We start from the raw sequence: 18,510 nt of genomic DNA on the forward strand, positions 1-18,510 counted from the left end.
CTGTTTACCGGCTCTAGTCGATTTGTTTGCGGACGTGGAACCAGACGGGCTCGGGGCGCGTACATTCCTTTGCCACTGTCGCCCTCAGGAGATCACTATGTCGTTTGCAGGTACTTGCTCAACAGGATTCGTCGCTACGGCCGCGGCGGTTGTGCTCTCTCTTCCGTCTTCCACGGTGCTCGCCCAGAGCTCAGATCACGAGTGGCAGAAGGTTTACACGGTGGGCGGAGGGAGTGCATCCCTCACTGTAGAGACGGGCGATAGTGGACTTGAGGTTCACTCCTGCGGCGATTGCAAGGAGATTCGAGTTCATGTGGAGTCCACTCAAAAGCTGAGCGAGTATTCCATCGAGGAGCACCAGGAGGGAGATCATGTCTCTTTCGCAATCAAAGAGAAGCCGCACACCTTCCATATTCAATGGAACGAGAGCCGGAGGACGAAGGTGACGGTGGAGACTCCGGCGAAGCTGGATCTGGATGCCAAGGTGGCGGATGGTAATTTGTCTGCGCGCGACCTGACGGGCAGGGTTCAGATTCATGCCGGCGACGGGTCGGTTGAGCTCGACAACATCAAGGGGGATGTGCACCTGGTTGCTTCGGACGGCAGTGTCAGCCTCCACAACGCGGTTGGGACCATTGACGCTCGAGGCTCTGATGGCAACATGAAGATCGATGGTCAGTTCACGATGGTTCAGCTTGAGACGAGCGATGGAAACCTCGATTTTACGCTCGCGCCAGGTTCGCAGCTTACGGGTGCTTCACGAATCAAGAGTTCGGATGGGCGGGTTTCCATTCGGCTGCCACAGGCTCTCTCTGCGGATATGGATGTGGCTACCGGCGATGGGCATCTGAACTGCACGCTTCCGCTCACGATGGATCACTACGACAGTAGAGAGTCGGGCGGACACCATCTCCACGGACATTTGAATAGCGGTGGCGTTCCGTTCAGCATTCACGCCTCTGATGGAGATGTAAGCATTACGACCCTCTAGTAACGAAGTTCGCCGATGTATGCGGCGTAGGGTGCGAGCGTCATGTCGTCGAGATGCATGGTGCCGATGCCGTTGTCTGAGCGCAGAACGGTGCGGAGAAAGCTGCCGCGCAGGCCGAGTTTGGTGGTGTCGGCTTTGAGCGAGAGCTGTACCGGCTGTGCGGTGAGATTGAAGAGCAGGACCAGGACGGGAGAGTTGGCGGAGATAACCTTCGGTTTGCGGATCAGGACGAGGACGTTCTGGTCGTCGCGGTTGACGGTAAGGCTGGTGCCCGAGGCCAGAGTGGAGTTGCCGTGGTGAAGCGTGCTGAGCCGCCAATACCAGTTGAGGAGAGACTCAGGGTCGGCGTCTTCCAGTGCGGCGTTCGGCGTGGCATCAGGAGGAGTACCCGCGGCGGTCGTGGGGGGCTTGTACGGGACGTAGGTTTCGCTGACGGGTGCCGGTTTTGCAGGCGGTGGTGCATCCCACAGGATCAGCGGTGTGGGCGCGTCAGCTGAAGATGAGGTGCGGACACCGAGCTCCTGCCCGTAATAAATGAGCGATTCGGCGCGGGTGGTGAAGAGCAGGGTGGCGAGAAGCTTGGCGATCGCGAGATCATGGTGTCCGTCGGCGTATCGGCTCATGCTGCGGGTGAAGGAGGGACCGTCGGTGGCGAGAAGCGGCAGGCTGTGTCCGGCTTGCTGGATCTCCTGGAGGCGGTCGATGATCGGGCGAATGGCAGCGGCGTTGAGCGTGGTAATGGCGCCCATGCGGTCATCGAGGAGGAGCTGCGGGGATTGGGTGTCGAGTGTGGTGAAGTCGTGGGTCGTGGTGCCGGTGCTTGATTGCTTTCGAGAGCGTGCGTGCGCGTGATGGCGGCCGCGCGTGGCGGGTTGTGGCTGTGGCTGAGGTTGGGCAGTTGCGGTCAGGTTGGGGTCCGCATCGGCGATGAGGATTCGTTGGCCGAGGTAGCCGGCGGCCGTAGAGCGGAGAGTTGCGGCCTGATCGCGGGCGGCTTCATTGACGCCACTTACGTGAAAACCCGCGATGCCGCGATTGAGCCAGAAGCGGGTGACGTTGGGCAGGTCGGCGGCGGGGATGGCGGGGTCGAGGTCGAGCAGGACGCGGAGGTGGCGGCTGCTGGCTTCGCGGAGAAGGTCGTCGAAGTCGTCGAGAGAGCCGAGGGCGGGATCGATGGTCTCGGCATGAGTGGGGTCGGGCTGTAGGTGCGTGAGGAGAACGGCGTCGGTGCCGAGGGAGTGAATGTAGTCGAGGCGCTGTGTGATGCTGTGGAGGCCGCTACCGTCGGTCGGGTTGAAGTCGGCGGGGTTGACCTGATAGATGATGGCGCGCTTCCACCAGAGGTCGGTGGTGATGCCGGAGCCGGCCCAGCCGGGGCGGGCGAGGGTTTGAGCTGCGGCGAATGGAGTTGCTGCGATGAGGATGCAGGCGAAGCAGAGGGAGAGAGGTCGGCGGGGCGTTCGGTGAAAGTTGATCATGCGCTCGTTATTGAGATGCTACGCGAGATGGCTCCAGCGCGGGGAGATGGCATGTCAGGCCCCACTGTGAGCTAGGTTGCGGCGCCGATATTTGCTCAGTTTCTTGTGTTTGACGATGCGAGGTTTTATGGTCAATGAATCCGGTGCAAATAAAAAAGGAGATTCACATGAAAGGTTTTGCCGCTTTGGGTATAGGGGCTGCGCTGTTGTTTGTTCAGACGGGGATGGCGCAGATGGGTGCACCGGATACGCCGCCACCTGTTTCAATGCCGGGTATTAATGGGCCGTTGGCGGCGAAGTACAAGGCCGATGCGGATCGGATATTGAGGGCTGGCGAGACCGACGACGATGGGTATGTAGCGCTGACTTATCTGTGCGTCCACATCGGCAAGCGGCTGAGTGGTTCGCCGCAGCTGAACACCGCGGTTGAATGGGGTGCCGAGTTGATGCGGAAGGCAGGACTGCAGAACGTAACTGTGCAGCCGGTAATGGTGCCGCATTGGGTGAGGGGAAATGAGTCGGCCACGATGACTTACAAGGGCGAGTCGGGATCGATAACACGGCAACTTCACATGCTAGGTCTGGGGATGAGCGTCGGTACGCCGAAAGATGGCCTTACGGCGGATGCGGTGTTCGTGCCGAGCTTTGCGGCGCTGGATGCGATGACGCCGGAGCAGGTGAAGGGGAAGATCGTGGTGTTCAATCCGGGCTGGCACGGCTACGGGGCGAACGTGACGTATCGCGCACTCGGGCCGTCGAAGGCTGCGGCAAAGGGTGCGGTGGGTGTTCTGGTGCGGTCGGCTACCGGGCTTGCGATGCAGACGCCGCATACGGGCTCGCTCTACTACGACGAGAAGGTGACGAAGATTCCGGCGGCTGCTATCTCGATCGAGGATGCGCTGATGATTGAGAGGCTGTGCAAAGAAGGGCCGGTGAAGGTGCACCTGCAGATGGACGCTCATATGGAAGCCGACGTGAAGGCCGGAAATGTGATGGGTGAGATTGTTGGCAGCGAGCATCCGGAGCAGGTGGTGGTGATTGGCGGCCACATTGATTCGTGGGATGTTGGGCAAGGCGCGCAGGACGATGGGTCTGGCATTATGGGAACGTTTCAAGCGGTGACGCTGATTCATAAGCTGGGACTGAAGCCAAAGCGGACGATCCGTTTGGTGTTCTGGGTGAATGAAGAGAATGGCGAGGCGGGTGGGAAGGCTTATCGAAAGATGATTGGCGCGAAGATCGGCGAACAGGTCGCGGCGATCGAGATGGATGAAGGAGCGGAGAAGCCGCTGGGGATTGGATATGGCGGGTTCGAGTCGATGATGCCTGGTGCGGCGCCATTTGATTTGAACAAGCTGCCGCCGGCTCAGCAGCAGTCGTTCGCGGCGCTCCAGGACATCGCTTCGCTGCTGGGCCCGATTGGCGCCGATAAGGTGCTGCCGGGTGGAGGAGGGTCAGACATCGAGCCGCTTACGGGCGACGGCGTACCGGCGCTGGCTCCGCGGACGGAGGATCTTCACTACTTCGACTGGCACCACACCGAGGCGGATACGCTGGACAAGGTCGACCCGAAGGAGTTTCGCAAGAATGCGGCTATGTTGGCTGTGGTGGCGTATGTGCTGGCTGATATGGATGGGCACTTGGCAGGCAAGACCGCTGCTCCTGCGAAGTAGTTGTTAGAAGGGGATGGCTGTGGCGAGTATTCCGCTGCAGCCATTTTTTGTGAGATTAGTTTGGCGGCGGAGCGGTGGACGGTGGCACCGGCTTGCCGTTTGCTGTTTCGGACTCCATCAGTTCGACACGGGTTCCGTCGGGGTCGAATAGATTGAGCTGGCGTTTGCCGTTGACACCCGTGTGAGGAGCCACTGGCTTACCGTAGGTTTGGAAGGCGGGGCGAGCTTCGAGTACGTTGATGGACTTTGCCACATCGGGCACGAGAAGAGAGATGTGCTCCTGGCCGCCGCGCTTGTCGGGTGGCGGGAGATCGCGGTAGAGCATGAACTCCACATAGTCTTTGCCGTCGGGCACCTGCATGTCGATCCAGCTTAGTTGCGTTCCGTTGGAGCTGCCGCGCCAGAACTCCTGGAAGCCGAGTAGGTCGCCGTAAAACTTAATGGACTTCTCGCTGTTGCCGACGAGAAAGCCGAGGTGATAGATGGAGTCGGAGATGCGTGTGGCAGGAAGGAACTTCCCGGTTGTGCGAGCTTCCAGGCCGTCGGGTTGAGGTTCGTCGAACTCGACGAGGTTGCCGTCCGGGTCTTTGATCGTCAAAGTTAGGTCGCCGGTTGTTACGTTTTTGAGAACCGGAGTGGCGACTTGGATGCCACGGGATATGAGGTAGAGGTGCATCTGTTCGGCACTGGAGACGGTGAAGGCGATGCGATTCAGATGACCAGAGCCTGGGGGCGGCTGCAGGTTGGAGAGTTCAACGAATTGGTGGTCGTTGATCTTGAGGATCGCGTCGGTGATGGAGCCATCTGGATTCTTATCTTCAGCGGACTCGTTGTAACCGAGGAGGCCGTGCCAGAAGTCGAGCGCTTTGGGGAGATCGGAGACGAAGAAGCCGACGTGCGAGATGCCGAGGATCTTGGGACGAGTTGGTGCGGTTTGGGCCTGAATTGTCAGCGCGCAGGTGAAGACGATGGTGCAGATCGCTGCCAGTCGCTTGCTTCGATTCATCTGGAGTTTCAGTCCTCTCGTCGGAGCCATCGTACATGTCTCAGTGCGACGTGCGTGTTCTCTTGAAAATTCATCGTGCTTCGATTGACAGGGCACAGCCGGCTCGATAGCCTCGAAGTCCGGCAGTGATTGGTGGGCCAATCTTTTTGCTGTCCGAATCCCACGAGCCCTCGTCGGCGACGCACGCGATGCGATGGGGCGGAAGGCTGGACTTATGAGCACACGAGCGGATTTCAGCGTTGATGAGTGGGACCTCTTGCGTTCCTCTCCTTTTATGGCGAGCATCCTGGTGGTGGCGGCGAGCCCGAGCGGACCTATCGGACTCGTCCAGGAGTCTACAGCTGCGGGCAAGATGATCTTGCAGGCGGCCGGATCAGCGCAGACGCCGTTGCTGAAAGATCTTGCGCAGGACCTGACTGAGAAGATGTCGATTCCAAAGCCGCCCGCTGGTGCCACGCCCGCGCAGGTGCAGGGAGCGGCAACCGAGATCCTGAAGCGAACTTCGAATCTGCTCGCGCAGAAGGCGTCGCCTGAAGAAGCAACCGAGGTGAAGCAGTGGCTGGCAGGCGTTGCCAAAGCGACCGCAGAGGCCACGAAGGAAGGTGGATTTCTCGGCTTCGGAGGAACTCTGGTTTCCGATGAGGAGAAGGCCGCGCTGGCTACGGTGAATTCGACCTTGGGGCTCGCAGCGTAGTCAGCGCGGGTGTTCGTGGTTAGTTGATGTCGAAGCTGACTCCTTGTGCAAGGGGCAGGTCGGTGCCGTAGTTGATGGTGTTGGTGGCGCGGCGCATGTACTGCTTCCAGGCGTCGGAGCCGGACTCGCGGCCTCCGCCGGTCTCTTTTCGCCGCCGAAGGCTCCGCCGATCTCTGCGCCTGAGGTTCCGATGTTGACGTTGGCGATGCCGCAGTCGGAGCCGGTGGCGGAGAGGAAGAGTTCGGCTTCGCGAAGGTTCATGGTGAAGATCGACGAAGAGAGGCCCTGGGGGACGTCGTTGTGGAGGGCGAGGGCGTCGGCGAAGTCGGAGTATTTGAGGACGTAGAGGATGGGGGCGAAGGTCTCGCGCTTGACGGTGTCGGTTTGGGAGCCGACCTCGACGAGAGCAGGACGTACGTAGAAGGCTTCGGGGTTCGCGGTGGAGATGCGTTCTCCTCCTGTGATGGTCGCGCCGGCACTGCGGGCCTCATCGAGAGATTTTTGCATGGCGTTGTGGGAGCGCTCGTCGATGAGTGGGCCGACGAGGGTGCCTTGTGCGCCGGGATCGCCGATGACGACGGAGCCGTAGACCTTCTTTAGTTGCGGGATGAGCTTGTCGTAGACGTCGGCGTGGACGATGAGGCGGCGGAGCGTGGTGCAGCGCTGGCCCGCGGTGCCCATGGCCGAGAAGGCGATGGCGCGGAGGGTGAGATCGAGGTCGGCGGTGGGGGCGACGACGGCTGCGTTGTTGCCGCCGAGCTCGAGGATGGCTTTGGCGAAGCGGGCGGCGAGCTTAGGCGCTACGGCGCGGCCCATGGCGGTTGATCCGGTGGCGGAGACCAACGGGATGAGTGGGCTGTCGACTAGCTGCTCGCCTACCTTGGCGTCGCCGATGAGCAGAGTTGCGAGGCCGGGGGAACGCCGCCGAACTTTTCGCAGCTCGCTCGAAGATGGCCTGGGTGGCCAGGGCGGTGAGGGGAGTTTTCTCGCTGGGCTTCCAGACGACGGCGTCGCCTGAGACCAGGGCGAGGGCTGCGTTCCAGCTCCAGACGGCGACCGGGAAGTTGAAGGCGGAGATGATGCCGACGACTCCGAGGGGTGCCAGGTCTCCATCATGCGGTGTTTGGAGCGCTCGGAAGGGACGGTGAGGCCGGCGAGCTGGCGGGAGAGGCCGGCGGCATAGGTGCAGATGTCGATCATCTCCTGGACTTCGCCGTGGCCTTCGGAGAGGAGCTTGCCGGTTTCGATGGTGACGAGGCGGCCGAGGGGTTCGAGGTTGGCGCGAAGCTCTTCGCCGAGGAGACGGATGAGTTCGCCGCGCTTGGGGGCGGGAACGTTGCGCCACTCGAGGTAGGCGGAGTGGGCCTGGGCGATAGCTTTACTGGCGGCCTCTGGCGTGATCGTGGCGATCTGGGCGATGACCTCGCCGGTGATGGGGGTGCGGACGGTGAGGTTGCCGGTGGTGGCAGTGACTCCGAGGTGCGCGAGGATAGCTTCGACTTCTTTTCTGATCGTCATGGTTTGTCTGGATTGTTCTCGAGGGCTAGCGTAGATGGTTCTGGTCAGGAGTGGCAAGTTGCCGGATGGGGGTACCCCTCCCCCATATGATCGTGTAAATTATTTTGAATCAGCAACTTGCGTTTGACCATGATTTGCAAAATCGTCATAGCAAAGGGTTTACAGGCAAATTCGTCTTACGAAAGGGGTTACGGGTTTGCAATAGAAAAGCCCTCTTGCGGCGAGGGCTTTTCAAGGTCTGATTCCAGTATAGCGGTTGGAGAGTAACTAATACGCCACGCGAATGTGCTGGATTGGCGCGGGTTTTAGCGGTTTGGGGGCTTGACAGGTTTAATGGGGTCGCGGGAGCGTGGGAGGGTGGCATGCTCAGGGGTTGAATGTAGGTTGAAAAGGTTCCAGTGGTATGGGCAGGTGGGGTGCGTCGGGACCCTTCGCTACGCTCAGGGTGACGGCAAGAACGGGCAACTGCAACCGCAACGGCAACTGCAACGACGACTGCAACTGCAACGACAACTGCAACCCAACGACGGGAGGGACCTTGTCTACGAGTTTCACTGGGGATTGGCGTAGCAAACGTTTGGGCGCGATGCATGTTTTGGAGGCTGGAGGCCGTCGGCCTGGCTTGGTGTTTTCGGGTGTGTGTAAACAGGACGTTTGATCGTGATGCGAGGGCCTTGATTCTGAGGAGGAGGCCTTCTCCTCGATCGCGCCGCTTGATTTGTAACCAAAAATGTGATATAATACTAAAGGTCACCTTGCCGCAAACGCGACAGGGGGAAGGCCAATCATTTGATAAGCGATTTAAGGAGCCGTGATGAAAAATCTGCATCCAGAGGTGAAAGACTTTCTCAAGCGATTCGAGATAAACGCTAATGGCAGGAGTGTTGATGAGATTGTGGAGCAGTTTGCCGATGTCTTTATGTCCGCCGATCCAAGCGGGGCGCGTGCAGTGCCGTCTTCGAAGCTCCTGATGGCGATCCCGCAGCGAAAGAAGCTGTTTGAGAGTGTGGGAGGCGGAGCAACTGCGCTGGTCTCGGTAGAGCAGATGAGGCTGGATGATCGATACGTTTTGCTGAAGACCGAGTGGCTGATGAAGTTTGATCGAGAAAGCGGGCCTGGCGACGATCTTACTTTGCGTTCGACGTTTGTGCTGTATCGATCGGATGATGGGTTGAAGATCGTCTTCTATTTGAATCACGAAGATCTGGTGTCTGTTCTGCGAGAGAGAGGATCTCTGCCGCCGGATAAGACCTAGTCCGGCGGGTTGTTAGTCCTGAGGGGACTGCGCGAGGACTTCGGCGAGGTGCATGGGTTTTGCGGAGGTGTTCTGGGTGATCTGTTCGGCGCAGCTGAAGCCGTCGGTGACGAGGATGGTGCTGGCGGCTTTGTTGCGGACGGCGGGGAGGAGGACGCGGTTGGCGAGGGTTTGCGAGACGGTGTACTTGTCTTTTTCAAAGCCGAAGGGGCCAGCCATGCCGCAGCAGCCGGAGTCGAGTAGTTCAACGTCGGCTCCGGTGAGGCGGAGGAGAGCGATCTCGTCGTGCATGCCCATGGTGGCGCGGTGGTGGCAGTGGCCGTGGACGAGGATCTTTTCGTCAAGTTGCGGCGGGCGGTAGTTGGGAGCGCGTTTGACGAGGAACTCGCTGAGGAGGAAGGTCTGGTCGCGGAGCTTTTGTGCGCGTGGGTCGTGGGGAAGGAGGTTGGTGAGTTCGTCGCGGAAGACGGAGGCGCAGGAGGGTTCGAGCACGACGATGGGGGTGCCGGCGAGGAGCTGCGGGGTGAGGGCGTTGAGAGTTTTGAGGAGGTAGTCTTTGGCGGTGGAGAGCATGCCGAAGTCGTAGAGGGGCGGCCGCAGCAGAGGTGTTGCGTAGGAAGCGTGACGCGGAAGCCGGCGGTGGTGAGGACCTGGTGGGCGGCGCGCATGGCGGCGGGGTGGAAGTAGTTGTTGAAGGTGTCGGCCCAGAGGAAGACCTCAGGGGCGTCGGATGGCAGGGGTGCGACGGTCGCCGCGACGGCGGTTTGCGTCACGGGCGAGGCGGCGGTCGGGAGTGAAGGGTTTGGAGAAGCAAGGGAAGGTTCGGTTCGGGTGGATGTGGAGAAGCTTCTTCATGACGGTGCTGATGAGCGGGGTGTGGTTGATGGTGTTGACGAGGTGCGGCGCGTACGAAGCGAGGCGGGCGAAGACGTCGATGCGGCCGAAGGCGTAGTGGGAGAGCGGGCGTGATTCGCCCTCATAGTGGTGGGCGAGGAACTCGGATTTGTAGGTGGCCATGTCGACCGAGACGGGGCACTCAGACTTGCAGGCTTTGCAGGCGAGGCAGAGGTCGAGGGACTCTTTGACCTGCTTGTTGCGCCATTGGTCGGGGAGGACTTCGCCTTGCATGAGCTCCCAGAGGAGATGGGCGCGGCCGCGGGTGGAGTGGAGCTCTTCGCCGGTGGCCATGAAGCTGGGACACATGGTGCCGGCATCGGTTTTGCGGCAGGCTCCTACGCCTACGCAGCGGAGATTGGCATCGGCGAAGCTGCCGTTGTTTTCGGCGTAGGCGAAGTGAGTTTTGGGATGCCAGGGGTTGTAGTCGGCACCGAGGCGGAGGTCTTCGTGCGGCTCGTGGGCGTCGATGAGCTTGTTCGGGTTGAGGCTGTTGGTGGGATCGAAGACATGTTTGAAGGTGCGGAAGGCCTGCATGAGTTCGGGGCCGAACATCTTGGGGAGGAGAGCGCCGCGCGCCTGGCCGTCGCCGTGTTCGCCGGAGAGGGAGCCGCCGTGGGCGAGGGCGATGTCGGTGGCGTGCTCCATGAACTGGCGGAATTTGAGGATGCCGGCTTCGGTTTGGAGGTCGAAGTTGTGGCGCATGTGAACGCAGCCCTGGCCGAAGTGGCCGTACATGGGGCTGCGGTAGCCGTACTCGTTCATGAGCGCGAAGATGGCGCGGAGATAGCTGCCGAGTTGGTGGGGATCGACGGCGGCGTCCTCCCATCCTTCCCAGCCGGTGCCGACGCCGGGGATGAAGGCGGTGGCGCCGAGGGCTGACTCGCGGATGCGCCAGACATTTTTCGCTTCGGAGGGGTGTAGATGCGGCTGGTTGCCTCCGGCGCGATGGTTTTGAGTGAGGCGACGAGGGCGCGGGCTTTAGTGTTTGCTTCGGCCTGGGTGTCGGCGCCGAACTCGACGATGAGGAAGCCGTTGCCGCCGGGGAGGAGTGCGAGCTCTTCGACAAACTTTCCTTTGCGCCGCATGGCGTCGAGCAGCAGGCCGTCCATGCCTTCGAAGCCGATGGGTTTGTGCTCGAGGATTTGGGGGACGTGGTCGGCGGCGAGGAAGACGTCGGGGAAGCCGACGCCGACGAGGGTGCGGCAGGGTGGGGATTGGACCAGCTGCAGGGTGGCGCTGAGGATGATGGCGCAGGTGCCTTCGCTGCCGACTAAGGCGCGGGCTACGTTGAAGGAGTTTTCGGGGAGCAGCTCGTCAAGGTTGAAGCCGGAGACGCGACGGGGGATGTTCGGGAATTTTTCGCGGACTTGGGTGGAGTAGGTGTCGCGAAGGGATTTGAGGGTTGCGTAGATCTCGCCAGTGCGGCCGCCGTTGGCGATGTGGGCGGCGAGTTCGGCTTCGGTGGTGGGGCCCACGGTGAGGCGGGTTCCGTCGTAGAGGAGGAGGTCGAGGGTGGCGATGTTGTCGACGGTTTTGCCGCCCATGAGGCCGTGCACGCCGCAGGAGTTGTTGCCGATCATGCCGCCGATGGTGCAGCGGCTGTGGGTGGCGGGGTCGGGAGCGAACGTGAGATGGAGTTTTTCGGCGGCGTCGCGGACGCGGTCGAGCACGATGCCGGGCTGGACTTTTACGGTGCGGTTTTCGACGTCGATCTCGCCCATGCCGTTCATGTATTTGGAGAAATCGAGGACGACGGCGGCGTTGCAGCCCTGGCCGGCGAGCGAGGTGCCTGCTCCGCGGGTGAGGACGGGTGCGTTGAAGCGGCGGCATAGGGCCACGGTGGCGATGACGTCGGCTTCGTCGCGTGGGATGACGACGCCGATGGGGATGTGGCGATAGTTGGAGGCGTCGGTGGAGTAGAGAGCTTTGGAGGCGGGGTCGAAGCGGACTTCGCCGCGGATCTGCTCGCGGAGGAGCGAGGCGAGCTCGTCGGAGGCGGCGAAGGTGTCGTGTGCGCGGGCGTGGGAGCTGGGCAGCACGACGAATGGGGAGGTGGACATAGTGCTCACTATACGATGGGTGTCCTGCCGGACGGGCCTCCTGCGCGGAGGGCGGTCACTTCGTGACTTGTGTACCCCTTTTGGCGGCCCTCCCGTTGGTCGGGAGAGGGATGATTGTTCCGACCAACGGGAGGGCCCTTGCCGCTCATTCCGCCAAGACCGGTATACACGTCACGAAGTGACCGCCCCACGCGCAGTGGGTTCTTCAGGCTTTGCCGGTGGCGGTCATCTTGAAGATGGCTTGCGCGTTGGAGCTGTCGAATCCGAGATCGAGCTTTTGTTTTCCGTCTTCTTCGGGGAGCGGGAGCCGGGTGATGAACTCGTAGAACGAGCCGTTTACCTCCTTTGCAACGAGAGCGCCTTCGGCGGTGTGGAACTTGCGTTGAACCTTTGCGGCTAGAAAGGCTGTCTGGCGGACCCGGCCCGATTGCGAGGTCTCGACGGCAGCCTTCATGGGTTGGCCGAGGGCTTTCTGTTCTTCAGCGAGTTGGTCGACGTCGGGGACGCGGTCGGTAGCGTGGTTGAAGGCGTTGCCTTCGGTAGAGATCCAGGCCATCTCGGGAGATTCGGCGAGGAGAATCTCGTAGTCGGAGAGGGTAGGTTCGGTGTGCTGACGCTCAAAGACCGAGGCGAGGACTGGAAGCAAGGCTACGGACTCGTCGACGCTGAGGGAGCCGGTGGATTCGAGTTTGTCGAGGAGGGATTTCGCCTGTGGGGTGACGGGGTCCTTTGAAGTCGCGGTGACGCGCTGGACGGCGGTCTGGAACTCGGGCGAGAAGCGCTCGGGGTGAAGCTCGCTGAGGAAGAACTGGGCGATCTCTTCGGGGTAGTCGGCCTGGGCGTGGGAGCGGCCGGTCATCTTGAGGCGCTCGAGCGGGTAGACGCCGTTGAGCGCGTAACCGAGCGGACGCAGGATGCGGGTGATGGCCTCCTGTCCAGCGGGAAGGCCGCCCATCCCCTCGAGTGCGACGGTGCGGACGGCGCCGTGATCGTGCAGGATCTGCCGCCCTTTGTTGAGGGTGTAGTCGGCGTATGTTTTTGCACTAGGGACGCGGCGAAGAAGGTCCTCAAAGAGGAGCATGTTGAGAGCCTGTGCGAGGACGGCGCGAGAGACTTGCGGGCCGGTGGCGGAGGCGATCTCGGGATGGATGACCAGGAGTTTGAAGAGGTGTTCCGTGCGTTCGGTACCGATGATCTTGTCGAGTGTTTCGCGTAGTACGCCGTTGTTTGTGCTCATTGTTAATTCCCCGTGACTGCCGGAGGGTATGCATCCGGCCCTAACATCATCGTCAATGGGAGCGCGTCTGTAAAGTTGATGCCCTCCGGCGGCAGAATTGGATCAGGAGTCTCTCGACGACGAGTCGGACGCGTTCGCCGATCCCGTCGGAACTGTAGCTATTCGATTAGAGAGGCCGCGAAGGATAGGAGCGCCCCGTCCTGCATGGGAGCGGCGGCTAGCTGCATGCCGGTGCCGAAGGGTGCGCCGATAGCTTCACCGGCCAGAGTGACGGCGGGCAGCCCCGCGAGGCTTACGGGTGTGGTGTAGCGCAGAATCTCTTGGCGAACGTGCGACTGGTCCTGGCCTGCGAAGAGTTTGCTGACGGGAGCGCAGGGGATTAGGAGGAGGTCGACCTGCCGGAAGAGCAACGACATCTTTGAGCGGAAGTCTTCGAGGCGACGATGAAGGAGCCTGAGCTGATCGGTGGTGATGGATGCTCCCCAGGCCAGGCGTTCCGCGATCGCGCGCTCGAAGTGTTGATAGTGGCCGCGGTGAAGTTGGGCCGCTTCGCTTGCCTGTATGGACGCGAAGATCTCTAAACTGTCGACCCAGAAAGTGGTGTCGATCGGTGTCAGGGTTGCGGGGCGTTCGGTGAGGCGCTGCTTCCATGCCGCGAAGGCGGAGAGGACCTCGGGTTCGCAATCGTGTGTGAACTCGTCGCCAACATAGCCGATGCGGAGTTGGGTTGGTGCGGGGACGGAGGGGATGTCGTAGATGGCGCTGGCGAGCGCGGGACCATCGCGGAGATCGCGGAAGAGCAGGCCGAGGGTGTCGAAGGATGGTGCAAGGTGAGCCGCGCCCGACCAGCGTTCTTCGCCGTGGCTGACGCCATGAGAGGCGCGATAGCCAGCCAGTCCGCAGAGTGCAGCGGGAACGCGAATGGAGCCGCCGGTGTCGGTGCCGATGGCTGCGAGCGCAGATCCCTCCTGCACACTCGCAGCAGCGCCGCTGGAGGAGCCTCCGGTGAGCAGACTTGAGTCGCGTGGCTGGACGCAGTCTCCGTAGTCCGGGTTTTCGCCCGTGATGCCGTACGCAAGTGGATGAAGATGAGTTTTTCCTGGGATGATCGCGCCCGCATCGAGAAGGCGTTGCGCGACCCATGAGTTTTTTCGGCCACGGGATGGAGTTGCTGGTAGTAGCGGGAGCCGCAGCTTGTGTTCGTCCCTGCTACATCGAAGCAGTCTTTGATCGAGATTGGAATGCCGTAAAGCGGAGGCCGTTTTTGAGCGTCGGCAAAGGCGTTCGGGAGTTGTTCGGCTCGACGAAGCGATTCGATTGTTGTGAGGGTCAGGTAGGTGTTGTGCGAGGCGTTGCTGTTCGCTCTGTCGGCTGCAGCGATGGCTGTGGTGTGGGGATCGCTCTCAGACGATGCGAGTGCGTGTCGCATCAAGGTGAGTGGGGAAGGGGCGTTTGTCATGGCTTGATGAATGCAGAAATGCGACGCGAAGACTGAGGATGAGTGGGCATCGTGGCAAAGGTCTGGAAGTAGGTTTGGAGAACTTTCGCAGTGGACTCATCGAGCTGTGGATTAGGAGACATGGCCGATTTCGGGTCGATGGATTTTGGATTGCGGAGGTAGCGTTCGAAGGTCGATGGCGACGAGGCGGCATAGTTGCCTAGAGTGTGCCACGACCTGCCTGCCTTTGTGCCGCCATAGCTGCCCATATTGTGGCAGCGGTAACAGTGTTGCTGGGCGATGCGAAAGCCGTCGATCACCTCCGGGTTGGACGCATCTCCTTGATGCGGCGCGATGGCCCCGTAGACCTGCCGGGTTGTGCCGAACTCCAGCCGAATTATCTTCGCCGGGATCTTGGGGATCTCCGAAAAAGAGAGGACGCTGAAGGACGGCGTGAAGTCTGCATGGGTGATGAAGTAGGTGCCAGGGTCGTCGTTGTGCGTCTGAGCTACCCAAGCCTTAACGGGCAGGCCGTCAATCTTTAACGCGAGGATTGGACGGTGCATCTTCACATAGTCTCCAGTGTAGGTTGCACGATAGCCATCGGAACATAGTGCGGTCAGTAGATTCGATCCGGGAAGAGCGCCGAGGGAGCTCTCGAGGACGTCGAGATAGACGCCGGTAACGGTTAGCTTTTGCTGAGGGAGTTCGCGGAAGTTGTCATCGCCTGTGACTGTGACCGTTGTCTGTGGAAGGCTCGCGAGTCGATCGTAGGAGATGTAGCGTACTGTGCCGGGTGCGATATCTGCGGCCATGCCGACGATCTCGAGGTCGGATGCAGCGCCGCGCTTCGGCAAAAGAAAATGTCCGGTTGAAGGTGGATTGACCGGCGGTAACGCGAGGCGTGCGGCAAAGACAACGATCAGCTTCACTGGAGCCATAATTCAGACTATCGTGGATTTTTTTAACAAGAGCAAAAAGAATGGATTTTGTACCGGAGTGAAGAGAGGCCAGGGAAATATCTACAGATGCAAGGACAGGATGCCTGCGAGGGGATTCTGACGCACGCGGGGCGATTGTTGAGTTCGTAAAGGAGCTCGTAGAGGGATTTCTCCAGCAAGTATGCGCTGAGCAGAAGTTGTGCCTGCTTGGCTTTGGGAATGAGGTCCGGATCTTTGGCCAGAATCGTTGCGTGGTAGGCGCGGAGAAATTCCGTGGAGACGGAGTTCTGCCAGAGGGTGGACCAGGGCTCGAGATATTTTGCGTCGTCGGGTCGGCGCTGCGCGAAGGCGTTGTGCGCGGCGTGTGCGGCGTAGCTGAAGGAGCGCAGCATGCCAGCTACATCGCGCAGGGGGATTGCTTGGCGCGGCGTTCGGCGAGGCTGCGTGCGGGTTCGCCCTCGAAGTCGAGGATGACGTAGTCGCCGCGAGATCGAAGAACCTGGCCGAGGTGGTAGTCGCCATGGATGCGGATACGCTGACCGGCCTGGGTAGGTGTTGCAGAGGCGATAGCGCGAGCGCGGGCGAAGAGCTCGATGCGGCGGCTGAGAACGAGTGCTGCGTTATCGGCAGTGATCTCGGTAATGTGCGACATGCCGCGCTTGAGGGCGTCGAGTGTGAGAGAGTTGCGCGTCGATGCGGTCGGCATCGGCGACGAGATCGGCAGTAGTGAAGTCTTCGGCCATGAAGGCAGGGTCGTGAGTAGGGGTGGCTAGTGCCAGGTGCATCTCCGCGGTGCGGCGGCCAAGCAGCGCGGCTGCGTCGAGATAGAGGCCTGCGTGCTCGCGGGCCAGGGCGGGTATTTCATTGTTGGAAAGGAAGGAGGGGGAGTGCCGAGGTCGTGAAGAGCGGGAAGAATGGCGACGCTGTCGTAGTAGTGCGAGAGTTCGTCGAGAGTCCACTGCCAGCCGTCTCCTTCGTTTTCGACCAGGGCCTGGAGCATCGCGATCGTGGTGGGCTCGCCGGTTTTGGAATGGAGTGTGATGTCCCCGAGAAACGGAGCGATACGGGGGAAGTGTGCTGTCTCGGTGAGGAAGCGGCCGATGTCGGTGTCAGGATTTTCACCGGGCTGGAGCCGGCGAAAAAGCTTCATGATGAGCTTCGCATCGTAAAGGATGGAGGTGTTGGACTGTTCGGCCGATCCCGTGCGAGCTGGCAGAGGATTGGTTCCACGAACCTCCGCGAAGGCGCTGCTGCTGTGTCCCTGCAGGCTTCCGTTGCGGGTGGGGAGTTCACCGCTGGTCTCAATGAGGTGAAGGATAGCCTGACGAACGTCTTCGCGCGCGACCGCATCGTGGAGGATAGCGGGACCGTCAGAGGTCGAAACGGTCGCGACGATGCTCGCCGGGTCTGAAGCGCGGACCATTTCTGCAACCTCGCCTGTGCTAATGGTAAGCGCAAGCTGATAGATATCGGTGCTGTTGTCTTCGTAGGTCAGATGCAGAAAGAGAATCATTGCGTTGAGGCCGGGAAGCTCCGCTGAGTCGAGAATTTCGACGGTCTTGATGGTTCGCGATTTCGCTCCAAACCAGCGCTGGTGCGGAAGGTAGCTGGCCAGCAGATGCTGCAGACGAGTTAAGCCTTCTCCGGACAGAACGCCTTCGATGCCGCGGCTGAGCATGTGCACGATCGGCTCGTCTACAGGCACCTCTACTGGCTCAGGCGCTGCCGGTGCAGACTGCAGCTCGAGCCAGAGAAAGGAATAGGGTGAAAGCGTGAGTGGGTATGGCTGTGCCGTGATGGTCGGAAAGTTGACGTATCCCAGCATCTCAACCGGAACCATGCCGGAAAACTTAGAGAGGTCGAGCGAGACAGGCTGCGAAAAACGCGACAGGTTCGCGACGCAAAGAACCGTTTCGCAGTTGCCGTTCTCTTCGTACTGGCGAATGTAAGCGAGGATCTTTCGGTTTTCCGGACTGAGAAAGTCCTGCGTGCCGCGTCCGAAGACGTGAAAGAGTTTGCGCAGGGCGATCATGTTGCGCGTCCAATGCAACAGGGACGATTGATCGGACTGCTGGGCCTCGACGTTGATCGACTGATAGCCCCAGATGGGGTCCATGATGACGGGGAAGTAGAGCTGAGCCGGAACAGCCTTGGAGAAGCCTGCGTTGCGGTCGGAGTTCCATTGCATGGGCGTGCGGACGCCGTTGCGATCGCCTAGATAGATGTTGTCGCCCATGCCGATCTCGTCGCCGTAGTAGAGGATGGGCGTGCCGGGAAAGCTGAGCAGGAGCGAGTTGAGGAGCTCAATGCGGCGGCGGTTGTTATCGACCAGAGGCGCGAGGCGCCGGCGAATGCCAACGTTGATGCGCATGCGGGGGTCGGCGGAGTACGCGAAGTACATGTAGTCGCGCTCGTCGTCGGTGACCATCTCGAGGGTGAGTTCGTCATGGTTGCGAAGGAAGAGTCCCCACTGGCAGTTGTCCGGGATGGCGGGGGTCTGCGCCATGATGTCGGTGATGGGGAGGCGGTCTTCCTGGCGGAGCGCCATGTAGATGCGCGGCATGAGTGGGAAGTGAAAGGCCATGTTGCACTCGTCGCCGTCGCCGAAGTAGGGACGGACGTCTGCGGGCCACATGTTGGCCTCGGCGAGCACCAGGCGATTCTCATACTCCGCATCGATCACTGCGCGAATCTGCTTGATCTTGACGTGGGTCTCGGGCACGTTCTCGCAGCTTGTGCCGTCGCGTTCTATGAGATAGGGAATCGCATCCAGTCGCAGGCCGTCGACGCCCATGTCCAGCCAGAAGCGCATCGCAGTGAGAACTTCCTCCATCACGCGCGGGTTGTCGAAGTTCAAGTCTGGTTGATGAGAGAAGAAGCGGTGCCAGTAGTACTGCTGCGCGACATCGTCCCAGGTCCAGTTCGACTTTTCTGTGTCGGTGAAGATGATTCTGACCCCCTCGAAGAGCTTGTCCGTGTCGCTCCAGACGTACATATCGCGCTCGGGGAACCTTTGGGGGCGAGGCGCGCAGCTTTGAACCATGGGTGCTGATCGCTGGTGTGGTTGATGACGAGCTCGATCATCACCTGCATGCCGCGAAGGTGGGCGGCGTCGAGGAACTGCTTGAAGTCGTTGAGGGTTCCGTAGCTGGGGTTGACGTCGACGTAGTTCGCAATGTCGTAGCCGTCGTCGCGCAGTGGCGAAGGGAAGAAGGGCAGCAGCCACAGACAGGTGACGCCCAGATCCTGAAGGTAGTCGAGCTTCGACATGATGCCGGGAAAGTCGCCGATGCCGTCTGCATTCGAGTCCATGAAGGCTCGG

16 protein-coding genes and 3 pseudogenes are annotated in these 18,510 nt (G+C 60.8%); 4 read left to right on the top strand and 15 right to left on the bottom strand.

Going from position 1 to position 18,510, the window contains the following annotated elements; all coding sequences use genetic code 11:
* Window positions 1-97: 97 nt before the first annotated feature.
* Window positions 98-991, top strand: coding sequence for a DUF4097 family beta strand repeat-containing protein (locus tag RBB80_RS06705; RefSeq protein ID WP_433967456.1), 894 nt, complete (start codon window positions 98-100; stop codon window positions 989-991).
* Here the strand turns inward: RBB80_RS06705 and RBB80_RS06710 are convergent.
* Window positions 988-2,469, bottom strand: a complete 1,482-nt coding sequence (locus tag RBB80_RS06710) for an alpha-amylase family glycosyl hydrolase (RefSeq protein ID WP_433967457.1) — start codon at window positions 2,467-2,469, stop codon at window positions 988-990. The two genes, RBB80_RS06705 and RBB80_RS06710, sit on opposite strands and share 4 nt — an antisense overlap.
* Window positions 2,470-2,636: 167 nt before the next feature.
* Between RBB80_RS06710 and RBB80_RS06715 the strand changes: the two genes are divergently transcribed.
* Window positions 2,637-4,142 (top strand): M20/M25/M40 family metallo-hydrolase, encoded by a 1,506-nt coding sequence (locus RBB80_RS06715; protein ID WP_433967458.1) that lies wholly within the window; start codon window positions 2,637-2,639, stop codon window positions 4,140-4,142.
* Window positions 4,143-4,197: 55 nt separating this feature from the next.
* Here the strand turns inward: RBB80_RS06715 and RBB80_RS06720 are convergent, their stop codons facing one another.
* Entirely contained in the window at window positions 4,198-5,148 is a 951-nt protein-coding gene (locus tag RBB80_RS06720) for a VOC family protein (RefSeq protein WP_433967459.1), read from the bottom strand.
* A gap of 214 nt (window positions 5,149-5,362) precedes the next feature.
* On the opposite strand from RBB80_RS06720, the gene RBB80_RS06725 reads away from it, so the two are divergent.
* Window positions 5,363-5,842 carry a hypothetical protein gene (locus tag RBB80_RS06725; protein ID WP_433967460.1) on the top strand — a complete coding sequence of 160 codons (480 nt, stop codon included), beginning with the start codon at window positions 5,363-5,365 and terminating at the stop codon, window positions 5,840-5,842.
* Here RBB80_RS06725 and RBB80_RS06730 read toward each other — a convergent pair whose 3' ends face one another.
* Window positions 5,843-6,742, bottom strand: a complete 900-nt coding sequence (locus tag RBB80_RS06730) for an aldehyde dehydrogenase family protein (protein WP_433969543.1) — start codon at window positions 6,740-6,742, stop codon at window positions 5,843-5,845.
* Window positions 6,636-7,360, bottom strand: a pseudogene (locus RBB80_RS06735) (aldehyde dehydrogenase family protein). Before RBB80_RS06735 ends, RBB80_RS06730 begins: the two are co-directional and overlap by 107 nt.
* Window positions 7,361-8,174: 814 nt before the next feature.
* On the opposite strand from RBB80_RS06735, the gene RBB80_RS06740 reads away from it, so the two are divergent.
* Window positions 8,175-8,615 carry a hypothetical protein gene (locus tag RBB80_RS06740; RefSeq protein WP_433967461.1) on the top strand — a complete coding sequence of 147 codons (441 nt, stop codon included), beginning with the start codon at window positions 8,175-8,177 and terminating at the stop codon, window positions 8,613-8,615.
* A gap of 12 nt (window positions 8,616-8,627) precedes the next feature.
* Here RBB80_RS06740 and RBB80_RS06745 read toward each other — a convergent pair whose 3' ends face one another.
* The 11 genes and pseudogenes from RBB80_RS06745 to treS all read right to left on the bottom strand — a co-directional run.
* Window positions 8,628-9,188 (bottom strand): (Fe-S)-binding protein, encoded by a 561-nt coding sequence (locus RBB80_RS06745; protein WP_433967462.1) that lies wholly within the window; start codon window positions 9,186-9,188, stop codon window positions 8,628-8,630.
* 144 nt (window positions 9,189-9,332) lie between these two features.
* Window positions 9,333-10,367, bottom strand: a complete 1,035-nt coding sequence (locus RBB80_RS06750; RefSeq protein WP_433969544.1) for an FAD-binding and (Fe-S)-binding domain-containing protein — start codon at window positions 10,365-10,367, stop codon at window positions 9,333-9,335.
* Window positions 10,271-11,572 carry an FAD-binding oxidoreductase gene (locus RBB80_RS06755; protein WP_433967463.1) on the bottom strand — a complete coding sequence of 434 codons (1,302 nt, stop codon included), beginning with the start codon at window positions 11,570-11,572 and terminating at the stop codon, window positions 10,271-10,273. The genes RBB80_RS06750 and RBB80_RS06755 overlap by 97 nt, the downstream gene beginning before the upstream one ends.
* 205 nt (window positions 11,573-11,777) lie before the next feature.
* Complete coding sequence (locus RBB80_RS06760) at window positions 11,778-12,809, bottom strand: DUF1338 domain-containing protein (protein WP_433967464.1); 1,032 nt, start codon at window positions 12,807-12,809, stop codon at window positions 11,778-11,780.
* A gap of 158 nt (window positions 12,810-12,967) precedes the next feature.
* Window positions 12,968-14,032 carry an amidase family protein gene (locus RBB80_RS06765; RefSeq protein ID WP_433969546.1) on the bottom strand — a complete coding sequence of 355 codons (1,065 nt, stop codon included), beginning with the start codon at window positions 14,030-14,032 and terminating at the stop codon, window positions 12,968-12,970.
* Window positions 13,990-14,268 (bottom strand): annotated as a pseudogene (locus RBB80_RS06770) (amidase family protein); the annotation flags it as partial. The gene RBB80_RS06765 and the pseudogene RBB80_RS06770, both read right to left, overlap by 43 nt.
* Window positions 14,265-15,188 (bottom strand): hypothetical protein, encoded by a 924-nt coding sequence (locus tag RBB80_RS06775; protein WP_433967465.1) that lies wholly within the window; start codon window positions 15,186-15,188, stop codon window positions 14,265-14,267. The pseudogene RBB80_RS06770 and the gene RBB80_RS06775, both read right to left, overlap by 4 nt.
* 23 nt (window positions 15,189-15,211) lie before the next feature.
* Window positions 15,212-15,580, bottom strand: coding sequence for a hypothetical protein (locus RBB80_RS06780; RefSeq protein WP_433967466.1), 369 nt, complete (start codon window positions 15,578-15,580; stop codon window positions 15,212-15,214).
* A gap of 5 nt (window positions 15,581-15,585) precedes the next feature.
* The gene (locus RBB80_RS06785; RefSeq protein WP_433967467.1) at window positions 15,586-15,894 is read right to left on the bottom strand and encodes a phosphotransferase; all 309 of its coding nucleotides are present in this window, start codon (window positions 15,892-15,894) and stop codon (window positions 15,586-15,588) included.
* 63 nt (window positions 15,895-15,957) lie between these two features.
* A complete protein-coding gene (locus RBB80_RS06790; protein WP_433969547.1) occupies window positions 15,958-17,013 on the bottom strand; it encodes a maltokinase N-terminal cap-like domain-containing protein in 1,056 nt (351 codons plus the stop codon).
* Window positions 16,987-18,500: pseudogene (treS, locus tag RBB80_RS06795) on the bottom strand (maltose alpha-D-glucosyltransferase); the annotation flags it as partial. The pseudogene treS and the gene RBB80_RS06790, both read right to left, overlap by 27 nt.
* Between the last annotated feature and the right edge of the window lie 10 nt (window positions 18,501-18,510).

Source organism: Tunturiibacter gelidiferens, assembly GCF_051013345.1.
GTDB classification, from domain to species: Bacteria; Acidobacteriota; Terriglobia; order Terriglobales; family Acidobacteriaceae; genus Edaphobacter; species Edaphobacter gelidiferens_A.

Bases quoted from the DNA above. Each gene is read 5' to 3' on its own strand.
- RBB80_RS06775 (WP_433967465.1), bottom strand. From the start codon at position 15,188: ATGGCTCCAGTGAAGCTGATCGTTGTCTTTGCCGCACGCCTCGCGTTA.
- RBB80_RS06740 (WP_433967461.1), top strand. From the start codon at position 8,175: ATGAAAAATCTGCATCCAGAGGTGAAAGACTTTCTCAAGCGATTCGAG.
- RBB80_RS06790 (WP_433969547.1), bottom strand. From the start codon at position 17,013: ATGCTGGGATACGTCAACTTTCCGACCATCACGGCACAGCCATACCCA.
- RBB80_RS06745 (WP_433967462.1), bottom strand. From the start codon at position 9,188: ATGCTCTCCACCGCCAAAGACTACCTCCTCAAAACTCTCAACGCCCTC.
- RBB80_RS06720 (WP_433967459.1), bottom strand. From the start codon at position 5,148: ATGAATCGAAGCAAGCGACTGGCAGCGATCTGCACCATCGTCTTCACC.
- RBB80_RS06715 (WP_433967458.1), top strand. From the start codon at position 2,637: ATGAAAGGTTTTGCCGCTTTGGGTATAGGGGCTGCGCTGTTGTTTGTT.
- RBB80_RS06725 (WP_433967460.1), top strand. From the start codon at position 5,363: ATGAGCACACGAGCGGATTTCAGCGTTGATGAGTGGGACCTCTTGCGT.
- RBB80_RS06780 (WP_433967466.1), bottom strand. From the start codon at position 15,580: ATGCTGCGCTCCTTCAGCTACGCCGCACACGCCGCGCACAACGCCTTC.
- RBB80_RS06760 (WP_433967464.1), bottom strand. From the start codon at position 12,809: ATGAGCACAAACAACGGCGTACTACGCGAAACACTCGACAAGATCATC.
- RBB80_RS06705 (WP_433967456.1), top strand. From the start codon at position 98: ATGTCGTTTGCAGGTACTTGCTCAACAGGATTCGTCGCTACGGCCGCG.
- RBB80_RS06710 (WP_433967457.1), bottom strand. From the start codon at position 2,469: ATGATCAACTTTCACCGAACGCCCCGCCGACCTCTCTCCCTCTGCTTC.
- RBB80_RS06785 (WP_433967467.1), bottom strand. From the start codon at position 15,894: ATGCCGACCGCATCGACGCGCAACTCTCTCACACTCGACGCCCTCAAG.
- RBB80_RS06755 (WP_433967463.1), bottom strand. From the start codon at position 11,572: ATGTCCACCTCCCCATTCGTCGTGCTGCCCAGCTCCCACGCCCGCGCA.